The sequence below is a fragment of the Spirosoma agri genome, from assembly GCF_010747415.1.
GTDB lineage: Bacteria > Bacteroidota > Bacteroidia > Cytophagales > Spirosomataceae > Spirosoma > Spirosoma agri.
The window spans coordinates 1,424,305-1,440,916 of the sequence record NZ_JAAGNZ010000001.1 but is presented as its reverse complement, the minus strand read 5'-3'; the positions used below and the strand labels follow the sequence as shown (position 1 = coordinate 1,440,916).

15 protein-coding genes and 2 tRNA genes are annotated in these 16,612 nt (G+C 46.3%); 12 read left to right on the top strand and 5 right to left on the bottom strand.

All coding sequences use genetic code 11. The features are described from left to right. Positions 1-91 precede the first annotated feature (91 nt). The 5 genes from GK091_RS05935 (at position 92) to GK091_RS05915 (ending at position 5,882) form a co-directional block, all read left to right on the top strand. Complete coding sequence (locus tag GK091_RS05935; protein ID WP_164035679.1) at positions 92-1,195, top strand: glycosyltransferase family 4 protein; 1,104 nt, start codon at positions 92-94, stop codon at positions 1,193-1,195. A 4-nt stretch (positions 1,196-1,199) separates the two neighbouring features. After that, complete coding sequence (locus GK091_RS05930) at positions 1,200-2,093, top strand: glycosyltransferase family 2 protein (protein WP_164035678.1); 894 nt, start codon at positions 1,200-1,202, stop codon at positions 2,091-2,093. Between the two features lie 73 nt (positions 2,094-2,166). Beyond that, the gene (locus tag GK091_RS05925) at positions 2,167-3,546 is read left to right on the top strand and encodes a hypothetical protein (RefSeq protein ID WP_164035677.1); all 1,380 of its coding nucleotides are present in this window, start codon (positions 2,167-2,169) and stop codon (positions 3,544-3,546) included. Next, positions 3,546-4,712, top strand: coding sequence for a glycosyltransferase family 4 protein (locus GK091_RS05920; protein WP_164035676.1), 1,167 nt, complete (start codon positions 3,546-3,548; stop codon positions 4,710-4,712). The genes GK091_RS05925 and GK091_RS05920 overlap by 1 nt, the downstream gene beginning before the upstream one ends. Positions 4,713-4,733: 21 nt before the next feature. Further along, positions 4,734-5,882 (top strand): glycosyltransferase, encoded by a 1,149-nt coding sequence (locus GK091_RS05915; RefSeq protein WP_164035675.1) that lies wholly within the window; start codon positions 4,734-4,736, stop codon positions 5,880-5,882. Positions 5,883-5,963: 81 nt separating this feature from the next. On the opposite strand, the gene GK091_RS05910 is transcribed toward GK091_RS05915, so the two are convergent. Together GK091_RS05910 and GK091_RS05905 are read right to left on the bottom strand one after the other, a co-directional pair. Further along, on the bottom strand, positions 5,964-6,812 hold the full coding sequence (locus tag GK091_RS05910; protein ID WP_164035674.1) for a polysaccharide deacetylase family protein: 849 nt from the start codon (positions 6,810-6,812) through the stop codon (positions 5,964-5,966). Between the two features lie 92 nt (positions 6,813-6,904). Next, positions 6,905-7,669 carry a methionyl-tRNA formyltransferase gene (locus tag GK091_RS05905; protein ID WP_164035673.1) on the bottom strand — a complete coding sequence of 255 codons (765 nt, stop codon included), beginning with the start codon at positions 7,667-7,669 and terminating at the stop codon, positions 6,905-6,907. A 275-nt stretch (positions 7,670-7,944) separates the two neighbouring features. Here GK091_RS05905 and GK091_RS05900 point away from each other — a divergent pair, with 275 nt between their 5' ends. The 6 genes from GK091_RS05900 (at position 7,945) to GK091_RS05875 (ending at position 13,702) form a co-directional block, all read left to right on the top strand. Next, positions 7,945-8,862 carry a glycosyltransferase family 2 protein gene (locus tag GK091_RS05900; protein ID WP_164035672.1) on the top strand — a complete coding sequence of 306 codons (918 nt, stop codon included), beginning with the start codon at positions 7,945-7,947 and terminating at the stop codon, positions 8,860-8,862. Further along, positions 8,828-9,421, top strand: coding sequence for a WcaF family extracellular polysaccharide biosynthesis acetyltransferase (locus GK091_RS05895; RefSeq protein ID WP_164035671.1), 594 nt, complete (start codon positions 8,828-8,830; stop codon positions 9,419-9,421). Before GK091_RS05900 ends, GK091_RS05895 begins: the two co-directional genes overlap by 35 nt. Next, complete coding sequence (locus GK091_RS05890) at positions 9,418-10,200, top strand: glycosyltransferase family 2 protein (protein ID WP_164035670.1); 783 nt, start codon at positions 9,418-9,420, stop codon at positions 10,198-10,200. The genes GK091_RS05895 and GK091_RS05890 overlap by 4 nt, the downstream gene beginning before the upstream one ends. Before the next feature lie 191 nt (positions 10,201-10,391). Continuing rightward, positions 10,392-11,600 (top strand): glycosyltransferase family 4 protein, encoded by a 1,209-nt coding sequence (locus GK091_RS05885; protein ID WP_164035669.1) that lies wholly within the window; start codon positions 10,392-10,394, stop codon positions 11,598-11,600. A gap of 125 nt (positions 11,601-11,725) precedes the next feature. Beyond that, entirely contained in the window at positions 11,726-12,928 is a 1,203-nt protein-coding gene (locus GK091_RS05880; protein WP_164035668.1) for a DUF6371 domain-containing protein, read from the top strand. Positions 12,929-13,231: 303 nt separating this feature from the next. Then, complete coding sequence (locus GK091_RS05875) at positions 13,232-13,702, top strand: hypothetical protein (RefSeq protein WP_317166274.1); 471 nt, start codon at positions 13,232-13,234, stop codon at positions 13,700-13,702. Positions 13,703-13,877: 175 nt separating this feature from the next. Here GK091_RS05875 and GK091_RS05870 read toward each other — a convergent pair whose 3' ends face one another. The 3 genes from GK091_RS05870 to GK091_RS05860 all read right to left on the bottom strand — a co-directional run bounded on the left by GK091_RS05870 (position 13,878) and on the right by GK091_RS05860 (position 15,433). Next, entirely contained in the window at positions 13,878-14,738 is an 861-nt protein-coding gene (locus tag GK091_RS05870) for a glycosyltransferase family 2 protein (protein ID WP_164035666.1), read from the bottom strand. A 473-nt stretch (positions 14,739-15,211) separates the two neighbouring features. After that, positions 15,212-15,285 (bottom strand) — tRNA-Pro (locus GK091_RS05865). A 61-nt stretch (positions 15,286-15,346) separates the two neighbouring features. Then, positions 15,347-15,433 (bottom strand) — tRNA-Ser (locus GK091_RS05860). 179 nt (positions 15,434-15,612) lie between these two features. Here GK091_RS05860 and GK091_RS05855 point away from each other — a divergent pair. Next, complete coding sequence (locus GK091_RS05855; RefSeq protein ID WP_164035665.1) at positions 15,613-16,575, top strand: vWA domain-containing protein; 963 nt, start codon at positions 15,613-15,615, stop codon at positions 16,573-16,575. Positions 16,576-16,612: the final 37 nt, after the last annotated feature.

The following is a 16,612-nucleotide window of genomic DNA, read 5'->3' as shown; positions in this document are numbered from 1 at the left end:
TAGAGCACACATAATCTTGGTTTTACCGCTATAAGTTGTATTTTTGCAGGCGTATTTTCTAGAAAAAATACAAACTATCTTATTCTTGTTCATGAACGTTTTATTCGATCATCAATGCTTTACGGGTCTAGCCTATGGGGGCGTGTCCAGGTATTTCTTTGACTTGATGAGTTCGTTTTCCAATCGTTCTGATATAGATTTTGAATTGTCGCTGCTCTTATCCAATAACGAGTACCTGAACAAGGCATCATTTAGTAATCATTTTCGTTATCGGCAACTGGCCCATGTACGTAATGTAAATCGAGCGGCCTCCCTCCTGAATCGTCTGTATAGTTTACAGCGCGTGAAGGCCGGCCGGTTCGATATTTTTCACCCGACGTATTACCACCGCTATTTCCTGAATTCGATTGGCAAGAAGCCTTTCGTCTTAACGTTTTATGACGCCACCAGCGAACGATATGGTAAACAGTATCCGGATCTGGGTGAAGGGTTGTATGAAGCCAAGAAGGAATTAATGCAGCGGGCCAATCGAATTATTTCGATATCAGAGTTCTCTAAACAGGAAATAGTACGATTTTTCCCCGTTGATCCGGATAAAATTAGCGTCATACCGTTGGGCACTAATTTTCAGACCAGTTCACTGAATCAGGTCAAGACCTCAATCGATTTTCCTTATCTGCTCTACGTCGGTAAACGCGGGCTCTATAAAAATTTCGACAAATTTTTTAGCGCGATCCGGCCCGTACTGAATCGTCATCCTGACCTGCACATCGTCTGTGCGGGTGGTGGAACGTTCACCGCCAGTGAACAGGCTTCCTTCCAGGCGGCTCAATTGGCCGACCGGGTACATTTTCGACCCATCACCGACGATAGCCTTTTTAGCTTATACCAGAACGCACAGGCATTTGTCTTCCCATCGCTTAACGAAGGCTTTGGCATCCCTGTGCTTGAGGCATTTAGTGCTGGCTGTCCTGCCATTTTGAGCGACAGAAGCTCATTACCCGAAGTTGCCAGAGAAGCCGCCGTTTATTTTGATCCGGAAGAGGATGAATCGATGGCGAATGCGGTAGAACGAGTACTAACAGACAGTGCATTGCGCAAGGATTTACGGCAGAAAGGGACAGAACGACTGACCCATTTTTCGTGCGACCAAACCGCTCAGCAGACGCTGGAGGTCTATCAGTCACTAGTATAAACGCATGCTCAACTCAGACAATTCACTCTACTCGTTCGTTACCAAACCCTATGAGCCAATAGTAACACCCGATGGGAAGGCTTACCCCAAGCTGACGGTGGTAACGCCTTCGTACAATCAGGTTGAGTATCTGGAACGGACGATTCTGAGTGTGCTGAATCAACAATATCCGAATCTAGAGTACTTTATTATCGACGGTGGTTCAACGGACGGTAGTCTGGAAATCATTAAAAAGTACGAGCCTTTTCTGGCTGGCTGGGTCAGTGAGAAAGATCGGGGTCAAACGGATGCCATCAACAAAGGCTTTCGGATGGCTACCGGCGATTACGTAGCTTTTCAGAATTCCGACGACGTATTTGCGCCCGATGCGTTCTCCTGCGTAGCCAACGCATGGCGTAAGGCACCCAATACGGACGTTTTTTTCGGAGACATGTACATCACCGACGAAAAAGACGTTATTCTTGAGGAACTTCGTGCTCCTAAGTTTTGTGTCGAGTGCCAAATTTATGAAGGGATGCAGGTGTTTAACCAGTCGCTGTTCATTAAGCGGGAACGCCTGGAACAGTTTGGCCTTTTGGACGAAAGTCTGCGCTTTGTGATCGATTACGAGATCGTTTCCCGATTGGGGGTTCAGGAAGGCGTTCAATTTCGGCACGTCGATGGCTTTTGGGGCGGTTTTCGCGTTCAGCCCAATGCCAAGTCGTCAACGATTCAGACCGTAGGCACGAGTGAGCATCAATCAGTAAAAGAAAAATATCAGCCTCAGCTACGCAGTGCGTTTGGGGAAGCATTTTGGCGTCGTTATTGCCGATTGCGTAAACTGGCTACGTTTGCGTTCCAGGGCCAGTTTGGCTACGTTCGGCATCGGCTACAACTACGTCGGGCTATTCAGAAATAGCCATCAGACATCCGATAAGAATTTCATTAACGCTTTCTTTCTATTGATTAAAAAGCGTAAAAACAGACTAGCTATGGATCGTTTCATTCGTTTTTTGCAGACGCTCGACTACATGCGAATGGTGTTGGGTATATGCATTCTGATCGATGGATCTCCTCTTATTTTCTTCTTTCGGGAAACCCTGAAACTTGCGCCTGGCAGCACGACATTCACCGCGGCTGCCCTGGCCGGAGGACTGGTGCTGATGGTTCCATTTACGCTCTTTCGGCGTTTGTACCGTCCTAATATGTCTATGTTCTGGATGGGTATAGGATTCCTATTCCTTAGTATTTTCTACATGTATGTTTATTTGGGCGATCCAGGTTTTAAGGATTATACCAAAGACATGATCTATTACGCTTACATTTTTATATTCCTTTTCCTGCTTATCAACATTCCGAACGACATCTTGCGTGTGTTCGTACCAGTTGTTATTCTGTTCACACTCGTCTCCAATCTGGGTCTTATTTATTCGTTGATGACGAATCCGACCTGGGCGATTGGGCAACGGGCAACCATTACCCTGGGTGATAACGACGAAGGGTCCGGCAATCCTCATGCCTTTGCACGTAACGCGTTTATGGGCGCCGTAGCCTGTGCCATCTGGGCATTGCGCCCACAGACCGGAATCATTTTTCGTTTGGTCTGCTTGTTCTCTGGGCTCCTGAGCGTTGCTATTCTTGTGCTGACTCAGACCCGATCGAGTGTTCTGGCTCTGCTCGTTGCGCTGGTTTTCTTCATGATTTACAATGTTCGACCTACTCAGATTAAAATGGCTGTGCGGGGAATTTTTAAGCCAGTACCCATTATCACGATTATTTTAGGCATCGTTGGGGTAATCATCTTCTTTCAGCGATTTAGCGACACCTACGGTATTTTGTATAGCTACGTCCTGGCCTTTGCGGAACGAAATCTAGAGAACATTTACGCCCTATTGGGTCTGAAAGTGAAAGGAGCAGCCTATAAAGCAACCCTGGATGCCTCGGCAGCCAACCGTTCCGTTAGTGCTACGTTCCTTACCAATGTACTGGTTGGTCACCTGTATATGTTAATTCTGGGATTCGGCTATAAATTTTTATACCTCGATATTCCTATTCTGGAATCGCTCACGAATACAGGATTACTGGGATTTGTTCTTTTTGCGGGGGTAAACGCCAAAGCTTTCTATCATGTCCAGAAAATCATGCGTACCAATCCGAACCCCATGAGTACATTTCTGGCCTATTTCTACATGCTGATCCTGGTCACGCTGTTCACCAATGGTCGTCCAAATGAAATCTCCTTCTGGTTTCCGCTGGCGCTCATGATTCGGTTTATCGGCATTGAGCATTTATTCCCTGCTTATCTGTCTGATCCCAAACCGATCAAGGAAACGGACGAGTATGTTGTCATTCCAAACGCTCAGCCCGCCTGATGCGTATTCTTATTGTCCATAATATTCTCTGGGCTCACTACAAATCCAGTGTTTTTCAGGCACTACAACGGTTGGTAGACAATCAACCGGACGTGACGGTAAAGGTGCTACAAATTGCCCGTAGCGAACGTTCCCGGACTGGTATGGAATCAGTGACGGATAGCACTGCGCCAACGTACGCGTACGATTACGAGCTACTCTTTGATCGCTACATCGAAAATGTTAGCCTCTTCGACCGAACGCGCGTGCTGCTTCAGCGCGTAAGAGCGTTTCGACCGGATGTCATCAACCTCACGGGCTATTACGATCCAGCTCAGGTCATGATTCTGCTGTGGGCCAAAGCCAATGGTGTTCGTGTCATCATGCAGAACGAAAGCACGGTAGCGGATCAGCAGCGGGGCAGCCGAAAAGAACAGTTTAAGAAGTGGCTGTTCGATCGATGCGATGGTTTTTTTTGCTTTGGAAACCAGTCGGCGAACTACCTGATTTCGATTGGCGCTGATCCCGCTAAAATTCTGCTACGTCGCAACGCGGTCGATAACGACACGATTCAGTCGGTCTACGAACAGGCGCTACCTACCCGAACAGAACGGCAGCAGGCCCTGACGCTAAAACCCAACAATTTTGTCTTTGTCGGACGACTGATTGAGTTTAAAAATTTGCCGCTACTTCTGGACGCCTTTGCCAAAGCAATTAAGACATCGTCTAACGGAAAAAACTGGGGATTACTTATTCTCGGCGACGGCACCGAACGGACGAAGCTGGTCAATCAGGTAAATGAGCTGGGATTAGCCGGATCAGTGTCCTTGCTGCCGGGTCGGCCCTGGTACGAAGTTCCTGAAATATTGGCACTGAGCAACATTTTGGTTTTACCAAGCCGATCGGAACCCTGGGGGCTGGTGGTAAACGAAGCGATGGCTTGCGGGCTACCGGTGCTTGTGTCCGATCGGTGTGGCTGCGTACCCGACCTGGTACACGATGGCCAGAACGGTTTTGTCTTTGATCCAAACCAGCCTGATCAGTTAGTCCGACGGATGGCTCAGTTTATGGATGGTACCGTAGATACGCACCAAATGAGTCAAGCCGCCAAGCAATTGATTGCCACCTATTCTCCCAATGCCGTTGCGCAGGACATGCTCCGGGGATTTATAAAAGTCACCTCGTAATTAGTAACTTCGCACACTCTTATGCGAATTCTTCATATCTGCGCTTATTCCTGGGAAATAGGCGGCCCTCCTAAAGTGATTTTTGACCATGCCGCAGCCGCACTGCAACAAGGCCATCAGGTAACTATCCTTAGTCCTATATCAGCCGGTGAAAAGCCCTACCCTATTCCAAACGGCGTAGAATTAATTCTGTGTCAGCGAACACCGGTCATCAGCCGATTTTTTCGTGAATTTTCGATTGAGTTATATCAATATCTGACAAAAAATATTCGCCGGTTTGATATCGTTCATTGCCACGGTTTATGGCACTTCGGTACACTAGCCCCTTTTTTTGTTGATCGGACGGTGGCGAAAGTAATAACACCGCATGGTGTTCTCGATCATTGGGTCTACGCACACAACCGCTGGAAGAAAGAACTCATTGACACAATGGCGCAAAAGGCTTATTTGCGCCGGGCTGCTTTAATTCAGGTCTTGAGTGCTGGCGAACAACAGGATGTCAATCACTACCTGGGCTCGCATTCAACAAAAACAGCCATCATTCCCAATGGCATTCGGTTGAGTGACTTTGCTGCGTTACCGCCAAAAGGAACATTTAGAAGGAAAATCGGCCTTTCATCTGATCGAAAGATCGTGCTTTTCATGAGCAGGCTCAATGTCAAAAAGGGGCTGGATATATTACTACCTGCATTTCGTGAGTATATCCGTACCAACCCCGCTACCGTACTGATTTTGGCCGGGTCCGATGATGGCTATGAGAGTACGATCCGTCAGTTTATCGAAACTCACCAACTCGAAGACTCAATAAAATTAGTGGGTATGATAACGGGTGACGACAAAAAAGCGGCCCTTGCCGACGCTGATCTATTTGTCCTTCCCTCCTATTCAGAAGGCTTTTCCATAGCTGTTCTGGAAGCAATGGCGGCTGGTACGCCCACGCTTGTTTCAGATCGGGTTGGTTTTGGCGAAGTTATTCGTCAGAGTCAGGCCGCAGAAATTATCGATCAGCAAACCCCGGATAGCGTACGGCAGGGGCTTGAAAAAATTCTTGGCGATGACGAATTACGTCAGCAAATAAGCAGAAATGCAACGGCCCTGTTAAAGAAAGAATATGACATTGAAGTCGTTACGCAGAAACTCCTGAACGAATACAAAAAGATTTTGAAGTGAGTCAGGCATACCAATCATAGAGAAGTAAATGATTCCTAACCAGTCAGCCTTCCCCCAAAACTAGTCTCCTTTCTGGTTAGGCTACAGTTTTCTACAGACCGCTTTTGTCCAGTCTACCTGTTGTTCAGCTTCTGATAAATCGACGAATGGGAACTCCAGCAATAGTTGCTTCAATTTGGGTAGACAGTCTTTCAGGCCATAGTACGATTTGAATTTCCGCGCGCGGCTCAAACCTGGTATCATTGGCTGCTCCGCGTCAAAGTCGCGCGGGTGAAAATAGGTCATCACATAGGGCGACCTGTGCATTAATCCCCGGATGGCCCGATACGGAAGAAGTCGAAAATAGCCGCCACCCGAAAATATCAGGTCTTGTCCCAGAACGGCGCTTGTATTGATAGGAAATTCCTTAAGCAGTGTCCCATTCACGTCAAGATAACCCGGTTCAAACATGCCTAAGGATGCATCGCCACCGTGTGCCCGACGAGCCGAGAAAACCGAACAATCGATCTCGATACCCTGCTCCACCAAAATTGGGAATACCCAGCGATTAAACTCTTTTATCGAAAAACCGGGAGCCCTGTAGGACCGAACTTTCTTTCCCGTTATATCCTGCAAGTGTTTGATGGATCGCTCCAGATCAGCCTGAAACTCAGCGGGGGTTTGCTCGTAGGCAAGCTGGTGCGCGTACGAATGCGTAGCAATTTCGTAGCCTGCGGCATCGATCCGGCGAATAATATCGGGGTGTTTATCGGCTACCCAACCCAGGCAGAAGAAGGTCGCCCGAGTATTCGTATCCTCTAAAAGTTGGAAGATCCGATCCATGTTCTCATAAATCCGTGGCTCGTACCGGCTCCATTCAGCCTCGGTCCGTGTCGACGCATTATCAAGAATATGAAACCACTCTTCAATATCGAATGTCAGAATATTCATAAAATTAACTAACCGTTCATGATCAGTCCTGTAGCTGATCAACAGCCGGATTATTAAATCAACTGAATGGGTCAGGTATCCAAGGGCTGGAACTAGTAAAAACGTTTTCCAGCTGCCCGAAACGCTTTGACGTCATCACTGGTTGGAAACGTGAAATACGTCATTTGGGAGGCATCATTCTCGATGAGTTCGTACTTGCCCGAATGGATTTTTTCAATGGCTTCCAGAATGGCATCCATACCCATTTTCTTCGTGACATCAATCAGTTCGGCCTGGCTCATGCCGCCAATTTCAAGCTTATTCTGCACAAGAATTGGCCCGCTATCGATTCCCTCATCGACGAAGAAAACAGACACACCCGTGTGTGTTTCACCGTTTTTCAGAACCCAGAACGAAGGCATTAGACCACGATATTTGGGTAAAAGGGCCGTATGAAGATTGATACAACCATAAGTGGCAACATCCAGCAGTTTACGCTTGAAAATCTGATTACCAGCAATGGAGACCAATAAGTCAGGTTTATAGGCCCGAATTTTCTCCAGATTTTCGTCCTTGTTGATTGCTCCTTCTACCTGAATCAGTGGAATCCCCCGATCAGCCAGTACTTTTCTGACGTTATTTCGACTATCTAATTTAGAGGTTACGTACTTAAAGCCGTAACGGACAAAAAAAGGAAGCCCAAATATGTCGTAAGTCTTTTTAATCTTGTCCTTAAAACTCTCCCGCTTACCGAAAGGCGATACGTCGAACACTACGGTCGCAACGACCTCAGCATAAGGGGGCAATTTTTTCAGTAAGTAATCAATATTTCGGGCGAGGTAGAACGGATCGTCCTGCGTCAGAATGACAAGGCGCATAGTCGTCTAGTAACAATGGTTTCGACAACAAAGCTACACAATCTAATCAAAGGCCCCACGCCTTTAGCTCAATGAGTATTACGAAGCGCCGTATTTTCAAAAAATAGCATAAAAACAATACAGGACTGTCAGTGAACAGCCTGAGCAGCTTTTTCCTGTCTAAAAAAAGTGATAGTATTGCAGTACGAATCAGTATCAAAAGCACTCCTAAACTAATTTGAGTGAAGCATCTGAAGGTGCGTTCGACATTATTTTAGGAGACGCACTACCTAGGTATGGCCGACGTATCAGTCATTATTCTAACGCATAACGAAGAAAAACATATTGCCCGGTGTCTGCAGAGTTTGCATCCCTTCACCGACAAAATATTCATAGTCGACTCATTTTCAACGGATAACACTGTAGAAATTGCACGTTCTCTTGGTGCCACAGTCGTTCAAAATCCATGGGTCAACTATGCGTTACAGTTTAATTATGGCATTGACCATACACCGTTCGAGACGGGTTGGCTCATGCGTATGGATGCCGATGAGTACGTTCTGCCCGAGCTGGCCGAAGAAATCAATCAACGGCTGACAACGCTTTCTGAGGACGTGTCAGGCATTTATGTTAAACGGCGGGTCTTGTTTTTTGACAAATGGATACGACATGGCGATTATTACCCAATCTGGCTCTTAAGGCTTTGGCGACGTCAACAGGGCATTTGTGAAGAAACCTGGATGGATGAACATATCAAGCTCTCGCAGGGTAAATCCATCCAATTTCAGCACGATTTGGTCGATCATAACCTGAATAATTTAACCTGGTGGACGCAGAAGCATAATAACTACGCCATTCGTGAAGTCATTGATTTATTGAACATTAAGTACAATTTCGACAAAACACAACGTGTAGAACCCAAGTTGTTTGGATCGCAGGAACAACGTACCCGTTACCTAAAAATACAATATGCCTCCTTACCTTTGTTCACCAGGCCATTTTTGTATTTTTTTTATCGGTATTTTTTTCGGTTCGGTTTTCTGGATGGAAAGAAAGGCTTGATCTGGCACTTTTTGCAGGGCCTTTGGTACCGTTTTCTGGTAGACGCTAAAATGTTTGAAGTTTATTTTCATGCAGGGCGCGACAAAGAGTCAATTATTCAATTTTTCCGAACGCACTATGGCAAAGATCTTAGCCCAACCAACCGACCCTGAGCAGACGGTCGGCCGTACGGATCTATCGATTTATGACATCAGCTGGTACAAGCCAGGGCCGCGCTGGAAAATCATTGTATGGTTTCTGGTCAATTCAGTCACCGTCAATACGTATCTACCCCTACCGATTGCCTTTAAGCGCATTGTCCTGACACTATTTGGCGCAAAACTAGGAACGGGCGTCGTTATCAAACCCGGTGTCAATATTAAATACCCCTGGTTACTTCGGGTGGGCAATTACGTCTGGATTGGTGAACAGGTGTGGATCGATAATTTGAGTGAAGTTGTTATCGGCGATCATACCTGCCTTTCGCAGGGAGCCATGATCCTGACCGGAAACCATAACTACCGTCAATCGACGTTCGATCTTACGACCCGGCCAATAACGATCGACGATGGTGTCTGGATTGGTGCTAAAGCAATTGTCTGTCCAGGCGTCCGGTGCCATTCTCATTCCGTTTTATCGGTCAATTCGGTGGCAACTCGTTCGCTGGATGCGTATGGAATTTATCAGGGAAACCCGGCCGTTTGGGTCCGAAAACGAGATATTGCGTCGTGAGAGTATCTATTATTACGGTTGTGTTCAATGGAGCTGAGCACGTCCGGGATTGCATCGAGTCAATTCTGAATCAGACTTATAGTGACATTGAGTACATCATTGTGGACGGGAAGTCGACGGATGGCACAGTCGATATTGTCCGCTCGTATGGTACAAAAATTGCTCAATTCGTTTCAGAACCCGACAAGGGCTTATATGATGCCATGAACAAAGGCATTCAAATGGCTACCGGTGAGGTAATTGGCCTACTCAATGCCGACGATTTTTACCGGCACAACCGGGTCATTGAGAACATGGTTGCTACCTTCGAACGAACGGATAGCGACGCGGTATATGGTGATATGATTTACGTGGACCGTTCTGACACGCAGAAGCTTACGCGTTACTGGCGATCTGGCTGGTATACTGAGAATGCTTTTTTATGGGGCTGGATGCCGGGCCACCTTTCGTTCTTTGCGAAACGCTGGCTGTATGAGCAATATGGCGTTTTCAGACTCGATATGAAAAGTGCCGCCGATTACGAATTGATGCTTCGGTTCATCCATAAGAACAAAGCTAAGCTTACCTACATGGATGAAGTCACCATTGTCATGCGGGCCGGCGGTATTAGCAACAGCAGTTTAAAGAACCGGATTCGGGCGAATAAAGAAGACCGGGTAGCCTGGGAATTGAACGGATTAACACCCTATTTTTTTACACTTTGGCTAAAACCGTTACGCAAACTCAGTCAGTATATCACGAAACCACCAGCGCTGAACAGCAAAGTCACCAAGGGATAGTAAAACCGTTCAATCAAATTATACTTGACTTCTTGTGTAAAGAATTGATTTTTACATTGAATCTGGAATCTCCTGCCTATTTTTTGTGCAGACCCGTTTATCCACGCATTTATAATTGAATGGGCTTCGTCTGGAAAGTTGCACTGGCAAAAAGTCCAATCGGTGATCACATCACCTAATTTAAGAGCCTTATGAATCTCGATTTATTGATTGCCTATTTACAAAATAAACTAAATGACGACCTGTTCAAGCTGGGCCTGTACCAGTGTATTCTGGCGTTTTTAGTGGCCTGCTTCGTCGCAGTGATCTCGATTCCGGTCATTATCAAAATCTCCGAGTTGAAATCGCTTATGGAGAAACCTGGTGAACGCCGATCGCACTCCACGCCCACTCCTACCTTTGGCGGCATTGCTATTTTTGCTGCCATTCTGATTGCTTATTTTCTGTGGCCTAGCATCGATCAGACTGATGTTTATAGAACCGATCTCTCCGTAGCGGGTATGACCATTCTATTTTTCATCGGTATCAAAGATGATTTGGTCGGTATTGACCCAAATAAAAAGATTCTTTTCCAGGTTTTGGCCGCGATGATCCTGATTTTTTTCGGTGATCTGAAGGTTGACTACTTATACGGAATCATGGGCTTCCACCACATCGAAGAAATTATCAGCATCCTGCTAACGTGCTTTATTTTTATTGCTCTCACCAACGCGATCAATCTGATCGACGGTATTGACGGCCTGGCCGGTGGTATTGCCACGATTGCCAGCGGCACATTTGGCACATGGTTCCTATTAACGAACCACTTCACGATGGCTTGTCTGGCCTTTACGCTGACGGGGTCGCTGCTTGGCTTTTTACGGTTCAATTTCTCGAAGACTAGTAAAATTTTCATGGGTAATACCGGCTCATTGATTATTGGTTTCATGCTGGCTTTTTTTGCCGTACGTTTCGTAAGCCTGAACGCGTCCTATCGTTTTGAACCAACTGCCTTTTTTAACGCACCGATTATTGCCATTGTTATTCTGATCGTTCCGATCTTCGATACGTTACGGGTATTTCTGGTGCGTATTCTGGCCCGTCGGTCACCGTTTTCTGCCGATCGAAACCACATGCACCACATTCTGCTGGACAATGGTCTGTCGCACGCGCAGGCAACCGCAGTACTTTGTGGAGCCTCATTTGTAAACACGCTCCTGTTCTTTCTGCTACACCGTAACATCACGAATACAGAATCACTGTTGATTCTTGGCGTATTGTTCGGGCTGTATATGATTGCTAGTTTTACGTTGAAAATGCGGGCTATGTACATTGCGACGCACCCGCGTCGTCGAAAGGCTGTTCTACGCCGGGAACTGCAAAGTGGCATCATTGGCCGACGTATCATCGATTATCTTTAACATACAAACTATTCTCAACAAGGAAGCCCGGCAGACACTGCGTCTGCCGGGCTTCCTTGTTGAGAATACTAATCTATATAAAATAGCGGGAAGGTAGCTTAAGACAAATGCTTATTTTTACGCTCATGTCTGCTACAACGTTCCGCTATCAACTGCCTAAAAAAGCAATCAAGATTGACTGCCCAAACTGTGGTCCCAAACACCGTAAAACGTTAAGCCGCTATATCGATACCCAAACCGGTGAACCACTGCCCGAAATCTATGGTCGATGCGACCGGGAAAGTAATTGTGGATACCACCTCAATCCTTACGAGAAAGGATTGTCCGGTCGCTCGTACTACACTGACGTAAGAGCACGTAGCAGCATTGGACCCATTCCCAAAACGTGGTTCCGGCTGGCAGCGAAACAGAAGCACAGCGGAGCACCGAAGCAGACAATTATCGCGCATCTTATCCAACAGGAAGGAGCCACACTCGAACAGGCAGAACGGGTTGCCGCTTTCCTGTTTGACCAACCCGTCACCCGGCCTGCGCCAGCTGTAGCGTCGCAAAATCAACTTTATACCATACCGGATGAGGTGTTTCAACAATCGCTGGGATATTACCCGAGAAACCAGTTTTCCCGATTACTGCACCAGCATTTTGGTGCCAGTGTTGCGGATAATCTGCTGAAACGCTTCAATATTGGTACCTCGGGCCGTTGGCCGGGAGCGTGTGTGTTCTGGTACATCGATGAGCAGCAGCGCATCCGTGGGGGACAGATCAAACTATTCGATGACACGTTCCACACCGTCAAATATGTGGTGAAAAATGGTGAAAAACGAACGCGAACGACGTGGGTACATTCGGCTTATGCTCGCCGTTGTGATGAACAGAAACAGCCTTATCCAGACTGGCTGACAGCCTACCTTGATGAGCGTAACGACGTTCAAAAATCACCCTGTCTGTTCGGTTTACCTCAGTTAGTAACTGCTCCGCCCGACCAGCCGGTAGCTATTGTCGAAGCACCTAAAACTGCGGTTATCAGCACCCCATACTTTCCGGATTTTATCTGGCTGGCAGTTGGTGCACTATCCTATTTAAATGCCGAACGGCTTGCCCCGTTAAGAGGGCGGAAAATAGAATTATTTCCAGATCTCTCAAAAGATGGAAGCGCCTTCGATCGTTGGAACAGGGTAGCGGGTGAGTTACTGGCCGAAGGATTTCACATAACCGTGTCAACCTATCTGGAAGACAACGCAACGGCCGATGAACGAGCCGCTGGCTTAGATCTAGCTGATTTCTTGCTTGAACAGTGGACTGGGTATCCAACCCAATGGGATGCCTAACCTACCAACAACTACCAGCGACGAATCGAAAAATCAGCTAAACCCGACTGGTCTTTGATCCTTCATGCTAACTTGAGAATTGCCAATAATTTCAGTTGTAAGACGCACTAAACGATGACGGGGAATAAGTTGGATTTATGCCTGAGTATGGGTTATTTTCGGATGCAGCAGAACATTTTCACGTGCCGTTACGTGTTATTTGACGACACATTATACTCCGTACACTGGCTACGTTTAGCTCTGGCGAGTGTTCAATATGGTACTGATCAGTTGAGGCTTCTTCGAATTAACGAGAAATTTTCGGTGGAAGTCAAGCCCTTTACTCTTACGGAAGAGATAGTAAATCTTTACGCAACTTACAGAAGTGCCATAAATTTCGATGCCCCTGATTCGGTCGAGTCCTGCTTACTGGATGGTCCCGTTTACACCGTGTTTGACACGTATGTCGTTGAGGTTAGAGATGAAAACAAATTGATTGCAGCAGGCATTTTCGACAACGGTTCGCAAAGCATTGCAGGCATCATGAATTTTTACGACCCTGCCTATCGTAAACAAAGTTTGGGCAAGTTTTTAATGCTCATGAAGATCAATTACGCCCGCCAGCAACGGAAAGCGTACTATTATCCTGGTTATCTGGTCAACGATTACCCTAAGTTCGACTACAAGCTGTTCCCCTGTCAATCTGCGACCGAGGTATTCGATGCCAATAGTGGTACCTGGTTCCCTTTTTCGTGGGAAACGATAAAATTGTTTTCGACAGATAATGAGGTTTGAGGGCAATTAAATCAGTTGATTTGTATCGCCTACTCGAACAAAACCCGACGAGTAAGCGGGTTTACTAGTTTTCCGTCAACCGGGAAGATATGAGACTTGTTGGCATTATGGTTATTCGACCTGTATTGTCAAACGGACCATACAGGTTCTTAAGCGGACGAAGTTAATAACAAGGTTAATTAGCCGATGTTTTGGTATTGTGAGGTGGGTGTGGCGTGAGGTAAGACAATGCCTGTTTGACTTCTTTTCCGATACGTATTTTCAAGCTATTCCAGATTGTACCGTCTTGTAATAATGTACGGGGACCTGTCCATACGCGAGCGGAGCGAGTTTTCATTTGTATTACTCGGCCGTAAGGCATCATATCAAAACACAATCGACCGTCATCACCCCGGGTATTGTGATCAATGTACCCACCGGCTTTTAAAGCTACTTCCCGTATGTAACCCATGCTGATTCCATAGGCGTTTAGGTAAGGGCGTTTAATGTGTCGAATCTCAGCTATCATATCCTTTAGCGTTTCGTGCAGGAACAGCTGCCATCTTGGGATCGCGGAAGAGCCGATGAACGAGTATCGCCCATAAACACAAACAACGCCAGGACGGCGTAACTGCCCCATCATTTCATCCAACCAATTTGGTGGATACAGGCAATCGGCATCAGCTAGCAAAATATAGGTGCCTAAAGCCATTTCCTGACCCAACTGACGGGCCGGTCCACAACCCTGTACTGGTTGAAAAAAACGCTTGATATGTAGTTTGTCAATTGTTTCCTGCGTTCTATCGCCTGAATTGTTATTGACAACGATGATTTCGAAAGGGATTCTGGTATCTAGCGCTGACAGCGTGCTGATCATACGAAGAATATTAATCTCTTCATTATAAGCAGCAATCAAAATAGACACCAGTGGTTTTGTACTAATAACTTTATCCAGGCGACCATTTATCTCATCAAAAACTGCTTGAGGTACCTGATCAATACTAGTAAATGGATAGGCATATGGGGCAATCCAGCTGGGATTTGAAAAGATGCTCATTGTCTACAAAGTGGTTGAGCCACTTCAGATAAGGTCAAAAATTAACGATCGATTCAGTCGTTACTACTTAGCGCTATTTTGACTATATAATCGACAGCATGTCACTCTATTTATGATTTTCGCAGTGAAATTTTATTATATCATAGTCTATAGGCATCATTCCTCTAGGTGAGTAACAAATTAGCGTAGCCACAAACGCAAGTTGCCGCACTATGTAGTTGATGTCTTGGAAGATACGTAGCGCGTGAGGAACACGTAACGCGTATAGAAGCTAGCAATAGTTACATGTCTATAAGCTTACTATATTTCTGAACAGTCAAAAACAGAATTTGGGCAGCGACCCAATAAGCAATGAACCAAAGAATTCATTGCTGACGACAGATGTTAGTCGTACTGTGCTGCAAAAAGACGGTCCGCGAGGAAAGGCTAAAAAGAAAAACCGCCCTCTTCACGTGAAGAGGGCGGTTTTAGTGTCGGGGTGGCAGGATTCGAACCTACGACCTCCTGCTCCCAAAGCAGGCGCGATACCGGGCTACGCTACACCCCGAAAAACGAGCTCTATTACTTGATCTTCTACTAAAACGAAGCTCTGTTATAGGTTGCTCCTGCGGAGAGAGAGGGATTCGAACCCTCGGTACCGTTACCAGTACGACAGTTTAGCAAACTGTTCCTTTCGGCCACTCAGGCATCTCTCCGTAGCCCTTTCCTCCATTTCCTGGATGATTGGGACACAAAGATAAGGGGATTCATTCGTTGCCGCAAGAGTTAATTGAAAAAATCTTTTTAGAATCGCTATTTTCGTCCCTTCCTTGCACTGACAATCGAAACGATAGTAAACGAAACGTGTTCATTGTCAGATTGATTACCCATTTTCATGAATTGGCTTTACTCATTTTCAAGTACAGATTTTTTTTTAGTCGGGTTGTTTTTGGCTCTGTATGGCCTGTACATTTTCCGTACGTTCAGGCTGGCGAAGCAGTTAAATACATCGGCATGGGGCGTTATTCCAAAGTTTTTTTTACGAAGTAGCTATTTGACGTTATTACTGATCGCTTTGCTGGGACCCTCCTTTGGTGAAGTAGAGCAAACGATGACAACGACCGGACGGGACGTTTATCTACTGGTCGACATATCTCGTTCAATGGATGCAACCGATGCCGTACCTTCCCGACTCGAGCGGGTGAAATATGACATACAGCAACTTTGCGACCTGCTCCCCCTAGATCGCTTCGGTTTGATTCTGACAGCGAACGAATCATTTGTGCTATCACCTCTGACTGCTGATCACGATGCGATCAAACGGTTTGTCCGTGACATCCGTACGAGTAAAGCCGCTGCGGGTGGTACTGACCTATGCGTAGCTCTTGACCTGGCTTCACAGAAATTCCGAACCGATTCATCCACCCGTTTTAACCCGAAAGCACTTGTCCTCTTTAGTGACGGAGAAAATTTCGGCACCTGCGACCGTACTGAACTCGCTAGCCTGAAAACAGCTGGTTTATTTCTCATGACCGTGGGCATTGGCACCGAAGCCGGTTCGTCCATTCGCGATGGCCGTGGTTTTATTCGTGACAACTCTCAGCAAATTGTACGAAGCCATTTGAATAGAGGTTTTCTTCAGGAACTGGCTCGGGACAGCCGTGGACAATACGTTGAAGCCGATGCCGATGGTCGATATATCCGCGACATAGCAAGTACGTTAATGGCTCAACAGGGCATTCGGCTTGATCAAAACAGCGTGACCATATCGACGAACAAGTACGTTTATTTTCTAGTGGCCGCGCTTGTCCTACTGGCCTTTGACCTTATTGTAACAGTAAGAACATTCAGACTATGAACGCATCTCAAAGTTTCGCCTTATTTTTGACCACGGA